The sequence below is a fragment of the Christiangramia crocea genome, from assembly GCF_022410465.1.
GTDB classification, from domain to species: Bacteria; Bacteroidota; Bacteroidia; order Flavobacteriales; family Flavobacteriaceae; genus Christiangramia; species Christiangramia crocea.
This window is the reverse complement of record NZ_JAJSON010000025.1, coordinates 93,742-114,709: the sequence shown is the minus strand read 5'-3', so window position 1 is coordinate 114,709 and position 20,968 is coordinate 93,742. Positions and strand designations below refer to the sequence as shown.

Annotated in this window: 19 protein-coding genes; 13 read left to right on the top strand and 6 right to left on the bottom strand. The window is 38.4% G+C overall.

Translation table 11 applies throughout. The features are described 5' to 3' along the window. Window positions 1-5: 5 nt before the first annotated feature. Complete coding sequence (locus LU635_RS12160) at window positions 6-1,013, bottom strand: zinc-binding alcohol dehydrogenase family protein (RefSeq protein WP_240099609.1); 1,008 nt, start codon at window positions 1,011-1,013, stop codon at window positions 6-8. A 129-nt stretch (window positions 1,014-1,142) separates the two neighbouring features. Between LU635_RS12160 and LU635_RS12155 the strand changes: the two genes are divergently transcribed. From LU635_RS12155 to LU635_RS12130, 6 genes are all read left to right on the top strand, one after another. Further along, window positions 1,143-2,009 carry an NAD(P)-dependent oxidoreductase gene (locus LU635_RS12155; RefSeq protein ID WP_240099607.1) on the top strand — a complete coding sequence of 289 codons (867 nt, stop codon included), beginning with the start codon at window positions 1,143-1,145 and terminating at the stop codon, window positions 2,007-2,009. Window positions 2,010-2,210: 201 nt separating this feature from the next. Beyond that, window positions 2,211-2,726 carry a cold-shock protein gene (locus LU635_RS12150; RefSeq protein WP_240099605.1) on the top strand — a complete coding sequence of 172 codons (516 nt, stop codon included), beginning with the start codon at window positions 2,211-2,213 and terminating at the stop codon, window positions 2,724-2,726. Window positions 2,727-2,987: 261 nt separating this feature from the next. Further along, window positions 2,988-4,022 (top strand): fatty acid desaturase family protein, encoded by a 1,035-nt coding sequence (locus LU635_RS12145; protein ID WP_341482131.1) that lies wholly within the window; start codon window positions 2,988-2,990, stop codon window positions 4,020-4,022. A 69-nt stretch (window positions 4,023-4,091) separates the two neighbouring features. Beyond that, on the top strand, window positions 4,092-4,286 hold the full coding sequence (locus tag LU635_RS12140; protein WP_240099603.1) for a cold-shock protein: 195 nt from the start codon (window positions 4,092-4,094) through the stop codon (window positions 4,284-4,286). 100 nt (window positions 4,287-4,386) lie between these two features. Next, window positions 4,387-4,581 carry a cold-shock protein gene (locus LU635_RS12135; protein WP_011709462.1) on the top strand — a complete coding sequence of 65 codons (195 nt, stop codon included), beginning with the start codon at window positions 4,387-4,389 and terminating at the stop codon, window positions 4,579-4,581. A 100-nt stretch (window positions 4,582-4,681) separates the two neighbouring features. Further along, entirely contained in the window at window positions 4,682-4,876 is a 195-nt protein-coding gene (locus LU635_RS12130; RefSeq protein WP_240099601.1) for a cold-shock protein, read from the top strand. A gap of 97 nt (window positions 4,877-4,973) precedes the next feature. Here the strand turns inward: LU635_RS12130 and LU635_RS12125 are convergent, their stop codons facing one another. Continuing rightward, window positions 4,974-5,498: a CHRD domain-containing protein gene (locus LU635_RS12125; protein ID WP_240099599.1), complete on the bottom strand. Its 525-nt coding sequence runs from the start codon at window positions 5,496-5,498 to the stop codon at window positions 4,974-4,976. 338 nt (window positions 5,499-5,836) lie between these two features. Continuing rightward, window positions 5,837-6,754, bottom strand: a complete 918-nt coding sequence (locus tag LU635_RS12120; protein ID WP_240099597.1) for a cation diffusion facilitator family transporter — start codon at window positions 6,752-6,754, stop codon at window positions 5,837-5,839. 123 nt (window positions 6,755-6,877) lie between these two features. On the opposite strand from LU635_RS12120, the gene LU635_RS12115 reads away from it, so the two are divergent. From LU635_RS12115 to LU635_RS12105, 3 genes are all read left to right on the top strand, one after another. Then, window positions 6,878-7,933, top strand: coding sequence for an AI-2E family transporter (locus tag LU635_RS12115; protein WP_240099595.1), 1,056 nt, complete (start codon window positions 6,878-6,880; stop codon window positions 7,931-7,933). 245 nt (window positions 7,934-8,178) lie between these two features. Continuing rightward, a complete protein-coding gene (locus LU635_RS12110; RefSeq protein ID WP_240099593.1) occupies window positions 8,179-10,281 on the top strand; it encodes an elongation factor G in 2,103 nt (700 codons plus the stop codon). Between the two features lie 80 nt (window positions 10,282-10,361). Beyond that, entirely contained in the window at window positions 10,362-11,147 is a 786-nt protein-coding gene (locus LU635_RS12105; RefSeq protein WP_240099591.1) for a methyltransferase domain-containing protein, read from the top strand. A 79-nt stretch (window positions 11,148-11,226) separates the two neighbouring features. Here the strand turns inward: LU635_RS12105 and LU635_RS12100 are convergent, their stop codons facing one another. Continuing rightward, window positions 11,227-13,527 (bottom strand): S9 family peptidase, encoded by a 2,301-nt coding sequence (locus LU635_RS12100; protein WP_240099589.1) that lies wholly within the window; start codon window positions 13,525-13,527, stop codon window positions 11,227-11,229. Between the two features lie 229 nt (window positions 13,528-13,756). On the opposite strand from LU635_RS12100, the gene LU635_RS12095 reads away from it, so the two are divergent. Continuing rightward, complete coding sequence (locus LU635_RS12095) at window positions 13,757-15,409, top strand: tetratricopeptide repeat protein (RefSeq protein WP_240099587.1); 1,653 nt, start codon at window positions 13,757-13,759, stop codon at window positions 15,407-15,409. Window positions 15,410-15,453: 44 nt separating this feature from the next. Here the strand turns inward: LU635_RS12095 and LU635_RS12090 are convergent, their stop codons facing one another. Continuing rightward, window positions 15,454-16,602, bottom strand: coding sequence for an amidohydrolase (locus LU635_RS12090; RefSeq protein ID WP_240099585.1), 1,149 nt, complete (start codon window positions 16,600-16,602; stop codon window positions 15,454-15,456). 322 nt (window positions 16,603-16,924) lie between these two features. Between LU635_RS12090 and LU635_RS12085 the strand changes: the two genes are divergently transcribed. Next, the gene (locus LU635_RS12085; protein ID WP_240099583.1) at window positions 16,925-17,500 is read left to right on the top strand and encodes a Crp/Fnr family transcriptional regulator; all 576 of its coding nucleotides are present in this window, start codon (window positions 16,925-16,927) and stop codon (window positions 17,498-17,500) included. 76 nt (window positions 17,501-17,576) lie between these two features. Beyond that, window positions 17,577-19,895, top strand: coding sequence for a beta-glucosidase (locus tag LU635_RS12080; protein WP_240099581.1), 2,319 nt, complete (start codon window positions 17,577-17,579; stop codon window positions 19,893-19,895). Between the two features lie 68 nt (window positions 19,896-19,963). Here LU635_RS12080 and LU635_RS12075 read toward each other — a convergent pair whose 3' ends face one another. Beyond that, complete coding sequence (locus tag LU635_RS12075) at window positions 19,964-20,365, bottom strand: hypothetical protein (protein WP_240099579.1); 402 nt, start codon at window positions 20,363-20,365, stop codon at window positions 19,964-19,966. Window positions 20,366-20,596: 231 nt separating this feature from the next. Between LU635_RS12075 and LU635_RS12070 the strand changes: the two genes are divergently transcribed. Continuing rightward, window positions 20,597-20,962, top strand: a complete 366-nt coding sequence (locus tag LU635_RS12070; protein WP_240099577.1) for a cupin domain-containing protein — start codon at window positions 20,597-20,599, stop codon at window positions 20,960-20,962. Window positions 20,963-20,968 lie beyond the last annotated feature (6 nt).

Sequence of the window (20,968 nt, the reverse complement as noted above, 5' to 3'; positions counted from 1 at the left end):
TTTTCTCAAAACAGGATCACATTCTTCCCAACCGATTTTCCCGACTCCTGCAATCTGTGAACCTTCTTCAAAGTATCGGCACTCAGGCCTTCAAACTTTCTATTGATTGTTGATTTTATACTGTTTTCTTCCACCATTTTTTTTACCCTGTTCAGGATCTCATGCTGTGCAATCATATCCCGGGTTTGGTACATACTTCTTGTAAACATAAGTTCCCAGTGAAAACTAACACTCTTTTTCTTTAGCAAATTAAGATCTACATCTTCGGTGGTATTCACAACGCAACAGATGCCTCCCTGCGGAGCGATCAGTTCAGCCATTTGCTTCCAGGTACCGGAAGTATCAGCATAATTCAGGATATAATCTACACTTTTATAATTCCCCATATTATCCAGGAGATCATCATGATTAACTATATCGTCGGCTCCCATTTTTTCACACCAGTTTCTGGTTACTTCTCTGGAAGCCGTGGCAATGACCTTCAGTTTTGTCATGCTCTTTAATAACTGTATGGATATTGAACCTACTCCTCCAGCGCCACCAATAATCAAAATATTCTTATTCTCCCCGTCATTTTCCCTGATCCGTAATCTATCGAAAATCGATTCCCATGCGGTAAGTGTGGTTAAAGGGAGCGCAGCTGCTTCATCCCAGTTCAGAGTTTTAGGTTTAAGTCCCACAATTCTTTCATCCACCGCCTGGAACTCTGCATAACATCCCGGCCTGCCAATATCTCCTGAGTAATAGACTTCGTCTCCCTTTTTAAAAAGGCTTGTTTTTGGCCCTACTTCTTCCACAATACCTGAGGCGTCCCAGCCAATGATCTTTGGCTCTTCAAGTTCTGCATCCTTAGCAGCAGACTGTCTTACTTTATAATCTACAGGGTTTACCGAGATAGCCTTAATTCTCACCAGAATATCTCTATCTTTCATAATTGGCTTTTCGGTTTCAAAATCGAAAAGGCTATTTTGATCTTCTATTGGAAGAGACTGAGTGAATCCTACTGCTTTCATGATTTTTTCTTTCAAATTAGTGGTCATATTCCAGTTTATATGGAAACCGATCATAAATTTTTGCTAAAATCCAAAGGTCATTGGAGGCTTTAGTGCCAGTGCTTAAATTTGATATTAAAATCTGTACTTATGAGAATTGGTTTTATTGGTTTAGGCATTATGGGTAGTCGTATGGCCGCTAATCTTTTAAAGGAAAATCATTATCTTAAAGTTTATAACCGTACAAAAGAAAAGGCAGAGACATTGCTCGTTAATGGAGCGAAATGGGCAAATTCACCTTTAGAGGCGGGAAGAGATGTTGACATACTTTTCACCATGCTTGAAAACCCGAAAGTGGTGGAAAAACTTGCCACAGGTGATAATGGTTTCTTAAACTCAATGCAAAAAGATACTTTGTGGATTGATTCAAGTACGGTTAACCCTTCTTTTAGCGAAAGGATGGCGGGAATTGCCAGAGACAGAGGGATTCGTTTTATAGATGCTCCTGTTTCAGGCTCCAAAAAACCGGCTGAAGATGGCCAGTTGTTATTTCTGGTAGGAGGGAATCAATCTGATTTTGAGGAATCAAAATCCTTATTCCAAAGCATGGGAAAAGATGCGATACATATTGGAGCAGCTGGAAAAGGTTCTGCGATGAAAATAATGATCAATCAACTTTTAGGACAAAGTATTCTGGCATTCTCTGAAAGCCTTAGCCTGGGAATGGCAATGGGCATAGATAAAAAGACGGGGATGGACATCCTATTAAAGACTCCTGTCACAGCACCTATACTTGATTTGTTCAGATCCAGAATAGAGAATAACGATTATGAACCAAATTTTCCGCTGAAGCATCTTCAGAAAGATCTTCATCTTTTTACGGAAACTGCTTATGAATTAGACCAGCCAAGCCCATTAACTAATGCAGCCAAAGAGGTTTATGCTCTGGCAAAACATAAGAATATGGCAGATCTTGATTTCACTTCAGTTTTTAAATACATTCATGAGAAGGAATAAAATCATCAAGTCTGCGATTTAAGTTTTTATTATCGAATTCCTATGCTTATCTTTGTCAAAATTTTGGTGCAGGCTTATACAAAGCCATTGCTCTCTCTGAATAAAACCTTCAAAAGATAATCTTACACATTAAATTTTCTGGTATTCGTTTAGTGGTTCAAAGCATTAAAATGGAAACGAGTATTAATTAAAATTTAGTGAATGGCAAGATCCGGACAAACCCAAAACAAAAGAGAAAAAGAAAAAAAGAAGCTTAAAAAGCGTAAGGAGAAAGAGCAAAAAAGACTTGAACGCAAAGAGAATTCCAATAAAGGTGGTTCTTTTGAAGATATGATCGCCTATGTTGATTCCGAAGGAAATCTAACAGATACTCCACCAGACCCTTCCCAGAAAGTAGAAGTTGAAGCTGAAGACATCGAAATTGCTGTCCCTAAGAAAGAAGATAGGGAAGAGGAAGAAATAATTACAGATACAGAAGGGAAAGTTTCATTTTTTGATCACTCTAAAGGTTTCGGATTTATTATAGGCAAACAAACAGGAGAAAAATATTTTGTTCATGTAAGCGGACTCATTGATGAGATCATGGAAAACGATAAGGTGAGTTTTGAACTAGAACGTGGAATGAAAGGAATGAATGCCGTAAGAGTAAAGAAAATTGAAAACTATAAGGCTACTCCAAAGCCTGAAGTTAAGCCTGAGGATAAGACCGAAGATTAGCCTTATAAAGCTTCGAAAATCTTACTGATTTGTAAATAATTGAAAATTAAAATGTTATTGTGATGTTCATTGTATAATTAAAGTGTACATTTGCAATGTTAAAATAATTTAGTTTTCTTCACTTTAGTAGATCCGTTTAGGATATTCCAAGTTTTGTTCACTTCAGTATTTAGACAATAAATAATAAATAGTACCAGTATCAATAATCCAAAATTTGCCCAAAAACGGGCCTCCGAATTCTCCAGGACTTTAAGAAGCCGGGTGAACTCCTATTTTAAAACTAATAATATTAGTAAGCATGCCAATGGCAGTATGATCGTGAAAACGGTTATAATGTTACTGGTATTCATTATGCCGTTAGTAATTGTCAACACTGGTTTAGTTTCCAGCATCTGGCTTATATTTACTTTGTACATAATCAGTGGTTTTGGAATGGCAGGAATAGGAATGGGGATTATGCATGATGCCATCCATAATTCATACTCCAGAAATCAGAAGGTAAACAAATATCTTGGATACACCCTGAACTTAATAGGGGCTAATGCGAGTATCTGGAAGATCCAGCATAATGTGTTGCATCATACCTTTACGAATGTTGAAGAAGCCGATGATGATATTAATCCACCATTTTTTTTAAGGTTTACGCCACATACAAAATGGTATGGTATTCATAAGTTCCAACATTTATATTCCTGGTTATTTTATGGTCTTTCAACAGTATCTTGGGTCACCGTCAAGGATTTTGTAAGGATGGTGAAATTTAAGAAAATGGGATTCTTTAAGGGAGGTAAGACCTTTAATAAAGAACTTACCAAAGTTATAGCCTGGAAAGTGATTTCATTTGGTTTTGTTCTCGTGTTGCCAATAATTATGGCACCGGTTGCCTGGTGGATAATTGTACTTGCTTTTATAAGCATGCACTTTGTGACAGGACTTATGATAACTACGGTTTTTCAGCTAGCACATATAGTGCCTACTACGGAGTATCCTTTACCAAACGAAGAAGGTATTGTAGAAGGGGATTGGGCCAGTCATCAGTTGTTAACCACCAGCAATTTTTCACCAAAAAGCAGGTTGTTTTCCTGGTTCATTGGTGGGTTGAATTACCAGATAGAACATCATTTATTGCCAAATATCTGCCATGTTCATTATAGAAAGATATCACATATAGTAGCGGAAACCGCAAAAGAATACGGTTTACCTTATCATAACAAACATAATTTTGTCTCGGCAGTTGGAGAACATTTTAAAATGCTTCGCCAGTTAGGAAAGATTGATAATCTTAGAGCAGGATAATCGAAAAGATTGGAAGCCATACAATCTATAAAAGTACATGGTAATTTATAACAATTAATAAGTAGTACAATGCAAGAAGGTAAAGTAAAGTTTTTCAATAATTCCAAAGGATTTGGATTTATTAAAGCTGATGATTCAAACGAAGACATCTTCGTACACTCAAGTGGTCTAATTGACGAAATTCGTGAAGACGACAGAGTTCAGTTTGAAGTAGAACAAGGCAAAAAAGGCCTTAACGCCGTAAACGTTGAAGTGATTGACTAATTATTTTCCCGCCTGAGGTTCAGGAAGTGAAAATAATACAGATCTTTAGCCGTATGATCTTTAAATAAAACGGCTTTTATAACAATTAATAAGTAGTACAATGCAAGAAGGTAAAGTAAAGTTTTTTAATAATACCAAAGGATTTGGGTTTATTAAAGCTGACGATTCAAACGAAGACATCTTCGTACACTCTAGTGGTCTAATTGACGAAATTCGTGAAGACGACAGAGTTCAGTTCGAGGTAGAACAGGGCAAAAAAGGCCTTAACGCCGTGAACGTTGAAGTAATTGACTAATATTTAAGGCTTTTTCTTAAAGTATTTGTTAGTTCAGATTGGATGTCGTACGATCTCTAAAAAAAACGGCAATATTTAGTAATTAATAATATGCAGTATAATGCAAGAAGGTAAAGTAAAGTTTTTCAATAATTCCAAAGGTTTTGGATTTATTAATTCTGATGATTCAAGTGAAGACATCTTTGTACACTCTAGTGGACTAATAGATGATATTCGTGAAAACGATAAGGTTCAATTTGAAACAGAACAAGGAAAAAAAGGATTAAACGCTATAAACGTTGAGCTAATTGACTAATTAGTTCGCATCTTTTTAAAGTAAAAGCCATCCTGCGGATGGCTTTTTTTATCTATAATTTTCAAGAATTCGAAAGTAATTCCAGTAGTATTAACTTTTACAACTGTCCTCTTATTTCCCCGCCAGGGAAATCTATCGTATGTACATTTACGTAAATATTGCCTGCCCTTATTGCATCCAGTAAATCTTTAAAGCTGGCACCTTCAAGGGCACCTGTTAAATCATCTTCAGTAATAACACCCTCAGCAAGAATACCGTTAACATCTATCGGCGGGTCTGCAAGACCGAATAACCAGGTCACTATTCCACCATTGGTTCCCGCAGGGGCCATATGGAAATGCGCCATTCTTACATCATCGATATTGGCTACGATCAGTTTGTATTCCAGATAGGTTTCATCCTTGCTTATCTTTATGATAGCCTCTCCTGCAGCTTTACTATCATTTGCAGGAACTTCGTTTCCTCCCTTCAGGGAGGTTGTGAAATTAAATTTGACTTTAGATTTTACAGAAGCATTGAACTCCTCAATTTGTTCTGACGGAATATCTGTATCTGTAGAACAGCCCATCATGCTTACAATAAAAATCAGAAGAATAGTTTTAGTAATTCTAGATAAACTCATACCTTAAATTTTAGTTGAACAAAAGTTTTTTGCATCTCGTAGGATAGAGGTTTACCATAGTAGGAAATAAGGAGCTGGCAAGTTCCTAACAACTTTCTGAAATTACAATAAGGGCTAACCATTATAGATTGAAGAAAACTCACGATTTAAAGCAATTCGCAGGCCTCGATACTTCACTGGCGGATAGATCCAGACCAAACTAATCCTTTAACGATATACGGAAAGTATGAATTTGAAATAATGGGTCTTAAGGGGGCGGAAATTCTATTACCAGGTAGAGGCCTTCAATGAAAACGGAATTTTCAGAAAAGAGCAGGATACCCGAAAACGCCAGACATTTATCTCAGTTTATTAGTGGTTTGTATATAAACCTCCTTAATATTGGGCCTCTTCTCCATGATCTCGTTTCTAAGATCATCAACAATCTTTTCAGCTTCCAAAAACTCGAGATCTTCAATGAGATCAACTTCAACTATAAGAAGAATCTTATCCGGCCCAAAATGCATGGTCTGAGGTAGGCCAGAATCTTTTACGTATTCATTGGAATTAATGATCCTTTCCACTTCATCAACCACTTCCGGATGTGCACTTTCACCCAGCAGAAGTCCCTTGCTTTCTCGTGCCAGAAACGTGGCTACAGCAAGTAAGATTGCCCCTATCACTATTGAGGCTGCACCGTCCAGGTAAGGATTGTTGAGTTGCTGGGAGAGAAAAACCCCGAGCAAGGCAACTACAAGGCCTGTTACGGCAGCGGTATCTTCAATGATAACTGCAAAGGTCGCCGCATCCTTGCTACTTATTATATTCTTTATAATGTTCTTTGATTTATGAGACCTGGCTTTATTAAAAGTCTTTAAAGCAAGGTAAAGGGCTATTCCTTCAAATATGATTGCAGCGCCAAGGACCGCGTAATTCCAGGTAGGGTCTTCAATCACATGAGGATCTTGTATGGCGTGTACTCCTTCATAGATTGCGAACCCACCTCCAAGTGCAAATATCAGGATACTTACCACAAAGCTCCAGAAATAAACTTCCTTCCCATAACCGAACGGATGAAGTTTATCAGGCTTTTGTTTGGATCTTTTTATACCTAACAGTAATAGTAGGCCATTGCCTGTATCTACCAGGGAATGTATCCCTTCGGCAAGCATTGCCGAACTGCCTGTAAAGAATGAAGCGACAAATTTACTAATCGCAATTAAGAAATTGGCGCCTATCGCGCCATAAATAGCTATATTGGAGCCGCCTGCTGCCATGTAATATCATTTTGTTCCGAAATTACGATTATCTGTAAAAATTAGTCATCCTTTTTGATTTCTTTAATATAGAAGCGCTAAAACATTTCCGATATTAGATAAAATCAACCTATAACCAACCAAATGATTAGTAATAGAAAATTACTCTTTTCCATAACGGCCATTATTCTTTCAGTATACTTTTTATTCCTGGGGCTTTCTAAAGCTAAAGGTTTTTTTGCTCCTTTAATAACTGCTGTTATTTTAAGTCTGGTAGTCCTTCCTTTATCCAAGAGACTGGAAAACTTTATGAAACGACCCTTAGCAGCTTTATTAAATAGTCTTTTGCTATTTGTGATATCCATAGGTTTTATGACACTTATTTCTTTTCAGATTAGAAGTTTTACTGAAGACTGGCCAAAGATCCAGGAAACAATGAAGCCTAAAATAGAGCAACTCAAAACCTTTGCCCTGGAGCATACGCCTCTGGAATCCAAGGATATTAAAGAAGCACAAAATAATTCTTCTATAAAAGATGCCAGAATTAGTGAAAGGGTAACCACCTTTATAAGTAAGCTTTCCAGTTTCATTGCCAACTATCTGCTCACATTTGTTTATGTTTTCTTCCTGCTCAATTACCGACATATTTTTAGAAATTTTCTATTAAGGATAATGCCTGATAAAAAAAAGAATACGGTTGAAACGATAATCAGTAAATCGGCAAAAGTCGCTCCTCAGTACCTTATTGGAAAACTTATGCTTATGGCATTATTGGCCGTATTATATTCGGTTGGTTTGGGGATATCAGGGGTAAATAATTTTATTCTTGTTAGTGTTATCGCCGCTTTATTAACCCTGATCCCATACGTTGGAAATGTTATTGGATTTACCATGGCTGTGGCTTTTGGTTTTCTTTCTTCAGGGGATATTACAGTATTAATAGGCATAGCACTTACATTTACAATAACCCAGTTCGTGGAGAGTTATGTTCTTCAGCCTTATGTAGTAGGGGATAGGGTTGATGTACATCCATTCTTTGTGATTCTTGTTGTAATTCTGGGTAATATGGTTTGGGGAATATTAGGAATGATCCTGGCTATTCCAATTATGGGAATTCTAACGGTGGTTCTTCTTCATATTAATGAACTTCGGCCTTTGGGAATTTTGCTAAGTAAACAGGGATTTGACAATAACAAATAATTTTTTGGGATTAAAGGATATCAGGACTTGTTGAAAATTGCCTGGAACCGATTCCATACCTGATGAAAAATAAATACCTGGTTTTTCAACTTTAAGGTATTTAACTTTTTTGACAGGAAATTTTAAAGTATTCCTTATCTTTAATAGTGCAAATTCTGTGCTTATGGAATATCCCAGATCATATACTTCGCTCTTCGGGGAATTGCAAAATCTACCTATTTACTCATCTTCAAAACTCTTAAGCAATGAAAATTTATGATGATAAACACATCAAAAATGTAGTCTTCGTGGGAGCTCATAATAGCGGAAAGACTACCCTGGCTGAAACTATGTTATATGAAGCAGGACTTATTAACAGGCGGGGCAGCATTGAATCCAGAAATACAGTATCAGATTATCATGAGGTGGAGCAGGAAAAAGGAAATTCAGTGTTTGCAACACCACTTCATACCGAATGGAGAAATTACAAGATTAATATTATAGATACTCCCGGTCTGGACGACTTTATTGGGGAGATCATTTCATCTATAAGAGTGGCCGATAGTATAGTTACTGTACTTAATGGCCAGCACGGCGTTGAAGTTGGTACCGAAATAATCTGGAACTATATAGACAGGTACCGCAAACCCACCTTATTTGTGATCAATCAGATAGATCATCCCAGTGCCAAATTTGAAGAAAGTTTTAAGAGTATTACGAACCTGGTAGGAAATAATGCAGTGAAGATTCAATACCCTTTAATCGTAGACGGCTCCCAGTGCATCGTGGATGTCCTTAAAATGAAGATGTACAAATTCCTACCCGAGGGCGGAAAGCCTGAAAAGCTTGAGATCCCGGAAGACCAAAAGGATACTGCCAACTATTTGCACAATGAACTGGTGGAAAAAGCAGCAGAGAATGATGAGAAACTTATGGAGTTATTCTTTGAAAAAGGTAGCCTTAATGAAGATGAAATGAGAAAGGGGATCAAAGCAGGGATGCTGAACCATGAGTTATTTCCGGTGTTTTGCATGTCTGCACTAAATGATATGGGAAGTGGCAGGTTGATGGGATTCATTGACAATGTAGCTCCAGCGGCGGCCGACCTTGAGCCGGAGCAAAGTACCGATGGCAAAGATATTATTCCTGAAAAAAATAAGCCAACCGTTCTGTTTATCTTTAAGACCGTGCATCAGCCAAATCTTGGCCAGGTCACCTTCTTCAAGGTAAAAAGCGGAGAGCTTAAGGTAAACGATAAGCTTGTGAATTCAAGAAACGGGGAGACTGAAACCTTCAACCAGCTTTTTATCATGGATGGGAAAGACCGGAAACCGGTTAATAAACTAACAGTTGGAGATATTGGAGCGACTTTAAAATTAAAATTCACTGAGACTAACGATACCCTGGCAGAACCTGGACATGAAATGACCATAAAACCTATACAGTATCCTCAACCCAGATACCGTAAAGCCATTTCTGCTGTAAATAACAAGGATGAAGAGAAGCTAAGTGAGGCTTTGAAAAAGATCCATAGCCAGGACCCAACCGTAGTGGTTTCCTATTCCAAGGAAGGAAAACAGCTTATCGTTTCCTGCCAGGGTGAATTACATATGGCTATCGTGGAATGGACCCTGAATAATATCCATGGAATCGAGGTTAGTTTTGACAAGCCTAAGATAGCTTTCAGAGAAACCATTCAGCGCTCCTCAAACGCAAATTACAGGCATAAAAAACAGTCGGGTGGAGCAGGGCAGTTCGCCCAGGTACATATGAAGATTGAACCATGGTTTGAAGGAATAGATGAACCTCAAGGTTTCAACATCCGGGGAAAGGAAGAGGTAGACCTTCCGTGGGGAGGAAAACTGGTATTCTATAATTGTATTGTGGGAGGTGCTATAGATCAGCGCTATTTACCATCCGTGATGAAAGGTATCCTGGAAGTAATGGAAGAAGGACCACTTACCGGCTCGTATATAAGGGATGTTAGGGTGATGGTGTATGATGGTAAGATGCATTCAGTAGACTCTAATGATATTTCCTTCAAGATCGCCGGAGCTCACGCATTTAAGGAAGCCTTTTTAAATGCCAATCCCAAACTACTGGAACCTACCATGGAGCTTACGGTGAAAGTGCCCGAAGAAATGGTTGGAAATGTGATGACCGATCTGCAATCGAGAAGATCAATAATCCAGGGTATAGACAGCAATGATAACTACCAGATCCTGAAATGTATCGCTCCGGAAGCAGAACTTTACGGTTATTCAACAGACCTTAGGTCCTTAACACAGGGAAGAGCCACATTTAAATCGGTCTTTTCTTCCTATCAGCCGGTCCCTAATAATGTTCAAAAGGAACTAGTTAATCATTAGATTATTCTGCACCCCAGATATTGCTTTCGGGACTTTCCTTCTTATTAAAGAATTGGAGATGAGAATATAATTGCAATATCATGGGAAAAACTATTAAAATTCAAAAGACAGTAGACGGGCAGGAGCTGGAAATGAAGGTAAAGGATATGTACAGGAAGGTTGCATTGAATCCTGAAGTTAAATATCACTTTGAAATGGGAAGAAACCTGGCCGAAAGACTGGGATACCCTCCAACAATTCTTAATAATATTCCATCACAGGCGATTGATTCCTTTGCGGGCGTGGGATATTATTTTGATCTACCCGGCCTTAAAAATGGTGAAACTGTCGTGGATCTTGGCAGCGGTTCGGGAATGGATGTATTCTATGCTGCCCAGAAGGTAGGAAATACCGGCCATGTGATTGGAATAGACATGACCGAGGAGCAACTTCAGAAATCGGAAAGGCTTAGGGATAAATCCGGCTATAGTCAGATTGAATTCAGAAAGGCTTATATAGAGGAACTCCCCGTTGATTCCAACTCTGCTGATGCTGTTATCAGTAATGGCGTAATTAACCTTTCCAGTCAAAAGGAACAGGTGTTTGCAGAAGCTTCCAGAATCTTAAAGAAAGGGGGCAGGCTGGCCATTGCCGATATTGTTTCCGGCGTTAATTTACCAGATAATATCAGCTGTAATGCAACTCTATGGGCTGCCTGTATTGGTGGCGCCATGCAGGTGGATGAGTATAAAGAACTGATAGAAAATTCAGGAATGGAAATACAAAAGGTAAAGGAGAACCCTTATGAGTTCATTTCCAAAAGTGCACAGGGCGCTACCAGAGATTTTGAGATTAAAAGTATATCCATTCTGGCGATCAAAAAATGATCTTTTTAAACAGTTCTTGTTTATAGTAGAAAAGCCCTCATAAAGAGGGCTTTATTGTTATGGATCTATGAATGCATCATCAATCTTTAAATTCCTCCTGTGTAAGCTTATTGTCCTTTAAATGCTTGGCAAAGAATCCCATCATGGTTTCATAAAGTTCCAGACTGTTTTCTTCCTTGGCAAAACCATGGCCTTCATCATACTTGACCATATAAGGAACATCTATTCCTTTTTCACGAAGCGCGGCAACGATCTGGTCAGATTCATTAATATTCACTCTCGGATCGTTTGCACCCTGGACTACCATTAATGGTTTCTCGATCTTTTCGATATTGAATACAGGAGAAACTTCTTTCATGATTGCATTTTCCTCAGGAACATCGGGATCATACCATACTTCTTTGAGAATACCTTCATAGGGTTTCCAGTATGCCGGAATGGTTTCCATAAAAGTGAAGATATTAGACACTCCCACATAATCCACACCGCAAGCATAAAGATCGGGGGTCTTGGTCAAACCGCGAAGTACGGCATACCCACCATGGCTTCCACCGTAGATAGCAGCTTTCTTGCCATCCACCCAACCCTGGTCAATTACATATTGAAGTCCGTCTTCCACATCATCCATGGTTTTGCGACCAACCTGTTTAAAGCCTGATTTTAAAAATTCTTTGCCATATCCACCTGAAATCCTAAAATTCACCTGGAGGGTGGCATAGCCACGACTGGCAAAAAGCTGGGCTTCCGGATTGAATCCCCAGGAATCACGAACTCCCTGCGGACCTCCATGAGGGTTTACTATAACAGGAACCTTTTTGCCCTGTATGGCTTCTTTAGGCAGGGTGATATAACCATGAATGGTTAGCCCGTCCCTGCTTTTAAAGGTAATGGGTCTCATTTCAGCCATATCATTTGGGTCAAGCTGCGGCATCAGGTTATAAAGAAGCTCAAATTCTTCTGTTTTTGCATCATAAGACCAGTATTCTCCATATAATTTATCACTTTGTAAAAAGATGAGATATTTGCTTTCATCATCGGTATGATCAGCGATAGAGTAATTCATCTCAGGGAACTTGGTGGTGATCTTTTCGTGAAGCTTCTTATAATAATCACTCACGGGAACTATTCTCTGTTTTTCGCCTTCATAAGAATAATAATCAAGTTCATAATCGCGATTTCGTGATAAAGAGATACTGGAAATATCGTACTCCTTATTTGAGAACATTTTCTCAAGGATTTTTCCTTCTTTCAGGTCATAACGATATATTTCGGTTTTATCTGAATCCAGGTTTGAAATGAGATAAGCTTCATGCGGATTGGTGTTAGAATAATTTAACTGAGGATTGAAAGTGTCGTTCCAGGCAAACTCCTGAATCTCCTTAAACTCTCCATCTTTTTTATAATACATGCTTATTTTAACCCCGTCGTGCAATCTGCCGAAACCACGAAGCTCTCCATCCTTATCGAACATATAACCTACAATGGGATTCTGAGGATTATCATTGGTGTATAACTGCTCTAACTCCCCGGTCTTTATATTTATCTTATAGGGCTCAAAGATCTGAGGATTATTCTTATTCATAGATATGATCACATGATCTTTATCTTCCTTTAGTTCATTAAGAAGTTCAACCCGAACTTCGTCATATGGGGTTAATTCCCTGGTTTCGGAACCGTCAATATCTGCTGCAAAAAGATGGTAATTTTCATTTCCTCCCTTATCCATTACATATAACAGCCTTTCATTATTTGCCCAGGCATATCCGCGGATCAATTCTTCTTTTTCCTCTATCGCTCTATTGATTTCCCCGGTCTCAAGATTCTTTACATAGATGTGATTCTTATTGTTTTCATCTTTTTCACGATAGGAAAGAAATTTCCCGTTTGGTGAAAACCTGAATGTTCTGGCCTTAGGCCTGGCAAAATAGTCCTCAACATCATATTTATAATTCCCTTTGTCAAATTGAGCAAGTTTTGCAAGCTCTTCTTTGGAAGAGGGCAGGGAAGGGTCACCAGGAAGGGTTTTCTCAGATTTATTAAGGGTGAGGTCAAAATTTTGGCCACCCTGGGAAAAAGTTCCAATTATGCTTTCTCCCTCAACCTTGCCTTTATAGCTAATTCCATAGGCATTAAGAGTAAGGCTTAAAGAATCTTTTAAGAGCTTTACATCGTCCAGCTCCAGCCCGAAAGCATTTTGGGCCGGGCTATCCATAGTCGCTTTATAAGACTGATCTTCTTTGGTAATATCGAAGACAACAGGGATCTCATTTCCCTGAACGGAAAGATTTCCTTTCCAGTTACCCTCTATTTCCTGGGCTGTTATCCCGCACAGGCTTAAAAGAAGGGCAAAGATGAAAAGTGGTAATTTGAATGTTTTCATAAAAGTTTGACTTTAAAATTGAAGTGTAAGTGACTTAAATTTAATGCTTTATTCTGATAAATTATTTATAAAGTTCAAATTTTGAAACTGGTGAATTTAAGATGGTTTTTACCAAAAATTATTTAACAATGGGGCCGTTCTATCAAATGGCTGAAAAGGAGATATTTCCTTAAAATAATTCTATAAATTACACTGAAGTTTAAAGATGCACTGTTAAAAATCATTCCTTATGAAAAATATATTATTAATCCTTATTTTGTTTTTTTTCCTTCCGGTTCGCTCTCAGGAGTTGGCTACGGCAGAGGAGTGGAGAGAAGACCTTAAATTCCTTCAGGAAAATGTTCACAGGGATTATTCATTTCTTTTTAAGAAAACCACTATAGAAGAATTTGACACTAAAGTTGATCAACTATATAGTAAGATCCCTGAAATGCAGGAACATGAGATAATCACTGGCTTAGCCAGGCTTGTTGCTTCTTTTGGATATGGTCATACCGAATTGGGATGGCGGGGTGATTTAGCCGGGTTTCATCGTTTGCCGGTAAATTTTTATCAGTTTAGCGATGGGGTATTTGTACGGGAAGTCAGTAACGAATACGAAAATATACTTGGTGCCAGACTCACAGCAGTGGAAGGGATGCCTATCGATAAAGTACTCATAGCCATATATCCCGTAGTTCCGGCTGAAAACGAACAATACTTTAAAGCCTACGGTCTCAATTTCATAACGGTACCTGAAATTCTGCATGCCCAGGGTGTTATGGCTGACTTTTCATCTACGGTTAGTTTTACTTTTGAAAAGGACGGAAAGCAGTTTAAACAAAAGATCTCGTCCCTTCCCAAAGGTGAAAAGATAGAACGACGTTATGGTTTTAGTGCAGAGAGCGAAAACTGGCTTAATACGAGGGAAAAAGGGGAGAATCCATTATTTCTGAAACATCTGGAGGATAAGATCTACTATTACGAATATCTGCCAGAACAGAAAACTGTATATATAAGACACAGTCAGATACAGGACGATCCTTCTGAATCTATCCCGGAATTCTACGATAGAGTATTCAATTTTATCGAAGAAAATGAGGTAGAGAAGTTGGTCCTTGATGTGAGATTAAATGGAGGTGGTAATAATTATAAGAACAAACCTATCGTAACCGGAATCATAAAAAGCGATAAGATCAACCGGCCCGGACATTTTTTTGTGATCCTGGGAAGACGAACTTTTTCTGCCTGCCAGAACCTGGTAAACGAACTTGATAATTACACCAATGCTATCTTTATAGGGGAGCCAACGGCCGAGAATATTAATTTCTATGGAGATACCAAAAGGCTGGATCTGCCAAACTCGGGTATTCCTGTTTACCTTTCATTCGCTTGGTGGCAGGATAAACCACAATGGGAGAATGATAAATGGCTGGAACCACATATTCCGGTGGAAATGAGTTTTGGAGATTACAGTACCAACAGAGATCCCGTATTGGAAACTGCCCTGAATTTTTCAGATACTACTTTCGTACGTGACCCTATGGGATATCTTACTGTGCTCTTTTTTGAAGGAAAGATTGAAAAAGTGATGACAGAGGCCGCAAGAATGGTAAATGATCCGAATTACGCTTTCTTTAAGTTTGAAGAACAGTTCAATAATACCGCCTACCGGTTACTGGCGAGTGAAAGAGTAGAGGAAGCCATCTTTGTCTTCCAAATGAATACGGAACTATTTCCCGAATCAGCCAATGCCTGGAATAGTCTGGCAGAGGCCTATCTAAAAGCGGGAAATAAAGAAAAAGCCGTGGAGTTTTATAAGAAAGCTGTTCAATTGGACCCTGAAGGAAATACCGGGGATCATGCAAAAAATATGCTGAAGAATATAAAAACTGAAAACTAGGCTTAATATCATTTTATCTTTTTAACCTGAGCTCAATTTAACCCCTAACGGATTATTTCTTCTTTATTAAGGATCATCTCTATGATGCTGGAGAACATGTTGATCCCGGTTTCGATAATTTCATCCGGAAAATCATAATCGGAATGATGCAGTGAAGGTGAATTCGTGCCGGCTCCAAGGCCGAACATCGCGGCTTTTGTTCTTTTTGAAAACCATCCAAAATCCTCACCAAATCTAAAAGGATGTTGCTGTTGAATAAGCTCATAATTATGCTCCTTTGAAGCTCTCAATATTAAATTATTACATTCTTCGTCATTTCTTGAGGCAGGGAAATAATCACACCAGTCAATATTTAATTGTAGTCCATGCTTTTCAACTATTTCCCCGGCCATTTCAATAAGCTTTTCTTTTAAACTATCCATCACTTCATCTGTAGAGGTCCTAATGGTGAAATGTATTTCGCCTTTCCCGGCTGAAATTCCATAATCCTTAGAACCAAGATTTATATATACAGGGGTTAATAGGGTGAACGAAGGTTTATTGATATCAGGTTGATTAAGGTCATTGAATCGCTTTACAATCTCTGCAATAGAAACCGCAGGATTGATGCCGTTCTCTGGTTCGGAAGCGTGAGAGTGTTTCCCAGTGAGATATATGGCCAGACTCTGTACAGTAGAGGAGAAGCTGTTTTGGACACTTATTATCGAATTGACGGGAAATCCGGGTATATTATGCAATGCAAAAACATAATCGGGATTTAATTTTTCGAATTTGGGATCATTGAGGATTTTAAAGGCGCCTTCACCAGTTTCTTCGGCTGGCTGGAACAATAGAATGATTTTTCCTCTTTTAAAAAATCCATCCTTAATTCTAAGTAGTAATCCCGCAACGATTGCCATATGACCATCATGCCCGCATTTATGGGAAATACCCTTTGAAGTTGATCTGTGGGAGAAGTCATTTACCTCTTCAATTGGAAGCGCGTCAAGTTCGCATCGAATCATCACCGAGGGTCTATCCTCCGGAAATTCATATACAACTGCCAGCCCATGACCTCCAAGATCAGTAATGATCTCTGTATTGTTATTAGCTTGGGCGAATTCCTTTATCAACTTCGCCGTATTGGCTTCATTACCCGATAATTCAGGATACTTATGCAATTGCTTTCTAAATTCTATGATTTTTTCGAGCATGGAGATGGTTTATTAATAAGCGAAATTTACAAACAATTTAATTCCCTTCGGCAGTTCTATTCTTCCTTCAGTATATTATGGTGATAGGTTTCAGAAATTCCCTATTTACAATAGCTTGGATACTTCTTGTTCAGGGTCACCTAAGACTTGAACTCATATTCAGATACCGCAATGACCTACAGTAGCGGATGTACAGATCCGTCTACATATACCACATCGGCATTGTAATTCCATTCGGTATTATCTATCTGGAATTCGCCCCTGCATTTAAGTGTACCTACTTGTTAAAAGTTCATGAAAAATTAAATACATTGGGTGAATTATGAAGCCAATTGTTAGAGAGTATCTTGATACCTTAAGTGGATTAAGTCCGCTGAGTCCTCAAACCAGGGAACTGCTTTTAAATTGTATTTCCACCCGTACTATTTCTAAAGGTGAATTGCTCCTGGAACATGGAGAAGTTTGCAAACATATTTATTATGTGGATAAAGGGCTTATGCGCATATTTTATTATAAGGATAAGCGTGATATCACAGAATGGTTTGCGGGTGATAAGCAGTTTTTATTTTCCGTTCGCAGTTATTTTGAAGAAACCCCAAGTAAACTGATTATTGAAGCTCTTGAAGATAGCGAGGTTATTCTTTTGTCAAAGGAAAAACAGGAGGTTCTGATAAAGACGAATCTGGAGGTCGCAAATTTGATGATAAAGGCCTTTTCCTATTCCCTGATTCTGTCCCAAAAACGTATGGAATCTATTCAGTTTGAGTCAGCAAAAGAGCGTTATGTAAGTTTAATGGAACAACAACCCGAGATCATTCACAAAGCGCCGCTACAGTATATTGCTTCATTTTTGGGGATAACCCAGGAGACTCTCAGTAGAATAAGATCAAAAATTTAAATGCTTTTTTTGACAAATGTCAAATGGAATGGTTGAAAAAATGGAGAATTTTGGGTAAAACCAAAAGAAACTAATAATGAAAAAACTAATCTTATTATTTTCTGTCATCTGTTTTACGCAATTAAATGCCCAGATATCAGATCAGAAACTTGATAGTATTATTACAAATCTATCCCTCGAGGAAAAAGTATACCTGCTAATTGGAACCGGTATGGATTTACCCGGTGTCCCTTCAGGAGCAGAAACTCCAAGTGTTGCAGTAGGCACAACAAAAGATAAAGTTCCTGGTGCCGCAGGAACCAGTTATACGAATGAAAAATTTGGATTTCCTGCTGTTGTTTTTGCAGACGGCCCAGCAGGAATTAGAATAAGTCCCACAAGAGACGAGGCACCGGCAGAAACATTTTATGCCACGGCGTTCCCTACAGCAACGAGCCTCGCCTCTTCCTGGGATGTTGATCTTGTGAAGAGAGTTGGAGCTGCATTTGGTAGAGAAGGGAAGGAGTATGGCGTAGATTTCCTTCTGGCGCCTGCACTTAATATCCAGAGGAATCCGCTTGGGGGTCGTAATTTTGAGTACTATTCTGAAGATCCCGTATTGGCAGGAAAGATCACCGCAGGATTTGTAAAAGGAGTTCAGAGTGAAGGAATTGGGGCTACAATCAAGCACTTTGTTGCTAATAATTCAGAAACCAACAGAACCGAACTGAATACAATAGTGAGTGAACGAGCCTTAAGAGAGATCTATCTGAAAGGTTTTAAAATAGCCATTAAGGAAAGTCATCCCTGGGCGGTGATGTCGTCTTATAACAGGATAAATGGCACATATGCTTCAGAAAACAGAGAGCTTTTAACCGATATCTTAAGAAATGACTGGGGTTATGATGGCTTTGTAATGACCGACTGGTTTGCAGGTAAAGATCCTGTAGCTCAGGTTGAAGCCGGTAATGATCTTATGATGCCGGGCACAGGGGTTCAGGCAGAGACCATATTAGCTGCTGTTGAAAATGGTGATTTACAGGAGTCGGTTATCGATAGAAATGTAAGAAACATTCTTAAAAAATATTATTTAACTCCTTCATTTAAGGGATACGAGCCTTCCAATAAACCAGACCTTGAATTAAATAAAGAGATTGCAAGAGATGCAGCCAGTCAGGGAATGGTTCTTTTAAAGAATGATAACGCACTTCCTATTAAGAGCAATGCTTCTGTTGCTTTATTTGGAGTATCCTCGGTGGAAACAATTTCAGGAGGAACCGGAAGTGGAGATGTTAATAAAGCATATATGGTTTCTATTAAGGACGGACTTCAAAAAGCAGGCTTTAACCTGGATGAGAAACTTGTAAGTACTTATGATTCTTATGTAAAGAAAGAGAGAGCAAAGGTACCTCCTAAACAAGTGTTCTTTTTGCCGGATGTGGTTGTGCCTGAGAAAGACTGGACGAAAGCAGAATTAAAAGATTTCGCTAAGAACAATGAAGTTGCAGTTTATACACTTGGTAGAACGTCGGGAGAATTTCAGGATAGAAAGATCGAAAATGATTTTGAACTCAGTGAACATGAACTGAATCTTATAAAAGATCTTAGTGAGGCATTTCATGCTGAAAACAAGAAGTTAGTTGTAATACTTAATATTGGTGGAGTTATAGAAACTCAAAGCTGGAAACAATATCCGGATGCTATATTGCTTGCATGGCAACCGGGGCAGGAGGCTGGTAATGCGGTAGCCGAAATATTGAACGGAACCGTAAACCCTTCCGGAAAACTTGCTGTAACATTTCCTAATAAACTCAGCGACGTGTCTTCTACAAAGAATTTTCCCGGTACAGCTCTGGATCCTGATCAGAAACCAGCAAATATTTTAATGGGAATCCCAGCAGAGGAGAAATATGAAGAAGGAATTTTTATAGGTTATCGTTATTTCGACACCTTTAAGGTAGAAACTTCCTATCCCTTTGGATTTGGTCTTTCATATACTGAGTTTGGATATGATAATCTTGAAGTAAGTAGGGATACAGATCAGATAAATTTAGATTTTGAGGTGAAAAACATCGGGGATAAATCCGGTAGGGAGGTAGTAGAAATTTTCGTTCACAGCCCTGATGGAGAAGTTGAAAAACCGGAAAAAGAGCTCAAAGCTTTTTATAAAACTAAATTGCTTCAACCTGATGAAAGCGAGAGTATCAGTCTGCAAATAAATGTAGATGATCTTGGTTATTATGATTCTGAAACAAACTCCTGGAAACTTGACGGAGGTGCTTATGAAATTATCGTGGCAAGAAATGCTGAGGATCCGGAATTAAAGGCTGAAGTGTCTTTAGAAGGAAAGACAATAAGTAAAACCAGTGACTCTATGAATCTCCAGGCTAAATTGGAGGAATTTTCAGGGAAATAAATAAAAGAATTCAATCTAAAAGCTGCTTATTACATTCTGACTAACGAAGGTGGTAAGCAGTTTTTCGGTTAGATTCCTTTCTTGTCCGGATTCTTAAAATCCTTTACCCATCGTTTTGCGGAATTAAGATCATTAAAACCTTTGAATTTCCAGGTCGAATTCAGAATTTTTGATATGTCTATATATTTTTCCAGAACAGCAGTAACCTTTTCATCCTTAGAAATATAAGCTACCTTAAGCTTATGCAGAAGAAAAGACGCTCCCTTATCCTGGGCTGCAATTTCTTTTATATCTACATCATTCCATTCTACATTCGTAACTTCCAGTGCATCTATAATTTGGTACCTGGAATCATCACTTCGCTCATCTGTATAAAATTCATTATTGGCTTCCTCGATTTCTTCTGCTGTGACATATCCATAGAATTTCCAAATAATACCATGAGGTTCCCAGTTCGTCTTATAGGGCATAAGATTTAAACTTTAAATTTTAGAATTTGATCTGATCATAAACTTAAACATTTTATCATTAAGGATTTTAGAAGCATAACTGGACGAAATCCTTAGCCGTAAGCTTATATGGGATAAACTTTTTAACCGGTAACTTGTTTATTTCCATTATAATAGGAGCAGGCCCAATTTCAGTTAGATTTGGTTTAAGGAATTATCCTTATCTTTTTTCAGTTTTAAATAAAATTGAAAATGATCAAGAAACTGAACTGGGATACCATTCCCGTAGAAAAGGTTACCGATAAAATGGAACGCCAGCTGGTCTACGGCGAAAAAGTGATGGTGGCAAAAATGAAATTTAAAGATGGATTTTTAGTGCCGCAACACAGCCACATCAATGAGCAGGTGACCAATGTTCTATCCGGAACAATCCGCTTCTGGTTTGGTGAAAATAAAGAGGAAACAGTAGACCTTCATGCCGGGGATGTTATTGTAATCCCTGCAGATCTTCCTCATGAAGCGCTTATGATTGGAGACGTTGAAGAAATTGATACCTGGGCTCCCATTCGCGAGGACTGGCTTGACGGAACTGATAATTACCTAAGAAACAACTCATAGATTTTT

Bases quoted from the DNA above. Each gene is read 5' to 3' on its own strand.
- LU635_RS12160 (WP_240099609.1), bottom strand. From the start codon at position 1,013: ATGAAAGCAGTAGGATTCACTCAGTCTCTTCCAATAGAAGATCAAAAT.
- LU635_RS12155 (WP_240099607.1), top strand. From the start codon at position 1,143: ATGAGAATTGGTTTTATTGGTTTAGGCATTATGGGTAGTCGTATGGCC.
- LU635_RS12150 (WP_240099605.1), top strand. From the start codon at position 2,211: ATGGCAAGATCCGGACAAACCCAAAACAAAAGAGAAAAAGAAAAAAAG.
- LU635_RS12140 (WP_240099603.1), top strand. From the start codon at position 4,092: ATGCAAGAAGGTAAAGTAAAGTTTTTCAATAATTCCAAAGGATTTGGA.
- LU635_RS12135 (WP_011709462.1), top strand. From the start codon at position 4,387: ATGCAAGAAGGTAAAGTAAAGTTTTTTAATAATACCAAAGGATTTGGG.
- LU635_RS12130 (WP_240099601.1), top strand. From the start codon at position 4,682: ATGCAAGAAGGTAAAGTAAAGTTTTTCAATAATTCCAAAGGTTTTGGA.
- LU635_RS12125 (WP_240099599.1), bottom strand. From the start codon at position 5,498: ATGAGTTTATCTAGAATTACTAAAACTATTCTTCTGATTTTTATTGTA.
- LU635_RS12120 (WP_240099597.1), bottom strand. From the start codon at position 6,754: ATGGCAGCAGGCGGCTCCAATATAGCTATTTATGGCGCGATAGGCGCC.
- LU635_RS12115 (WP_240099595.1), top strand. From the start codon at position 6,878: ATGATTAGTAATAGAAAATTACTCTTTTCCATAACGGCCATTATTCTT.
- LU635_RS12110 (WP_240099593.1), top strand. From the start codon at position 8,179: ATGAAAATTTATGATGATAAACACATCAAAAATGTAGTCTTCGTGGGA.
- LU635_RS12105 (WP_240099591.1), top strand. From the start codon at position 10,362: ATGGGAAAAACTATTAAAATTCAAAAGACAGTAGACGGGCAGGAGCTG.
- LU635_RS12100 (WP_240099589.1), bottom strand. From the start codon at position 13,527: ATGAAAACATTCAAATTACCACTTTTCATCTTTGCCCTTCTTTTAAGC.
- LU635_RS12095 (WP_240099587.1), top strand. From the start codon at position 13,757: ATGAAAAATATATTATTAATCCTTATTTTGTTTTTTTTCCTTCCGGTT.
- LU635_RS12090 (WP_240099585.1), bottom strand. From the start codon at position 16,602: ATGCTCGAAAAAATCATAGAATTTAGAAAGCAATTGCATAAGTATCCT.
- LU635_RS12085 (WP_240099583.1), top strand. From the start codon at position 16,925: ATGAAGCCAATTGTTAGAGAGTATCTTGATACCTTAAGTGGATTAAGT.
- LU635_RS12080 (WP_240099581.1), top strand. From the start codon at position 17,577: ATGAAAAAACTAATCTTATTATTTTCTGTCATCTGTTTTACGCAATTA.
- LU635_RS12075 (WP_240099579.1), bottom strand. From the start codon at position 20,365: ATGCCCTATAAGACGAACTGGGAACCTCATGGTATTATTTGGAAATTC.
- LU635_RS12070 (WP_240099577.1), top strand. From the start codon at position 20,597: ATGATCAAGAAACTGAACTGGGATACCATTCCCGTAGAAAAGGTTACC.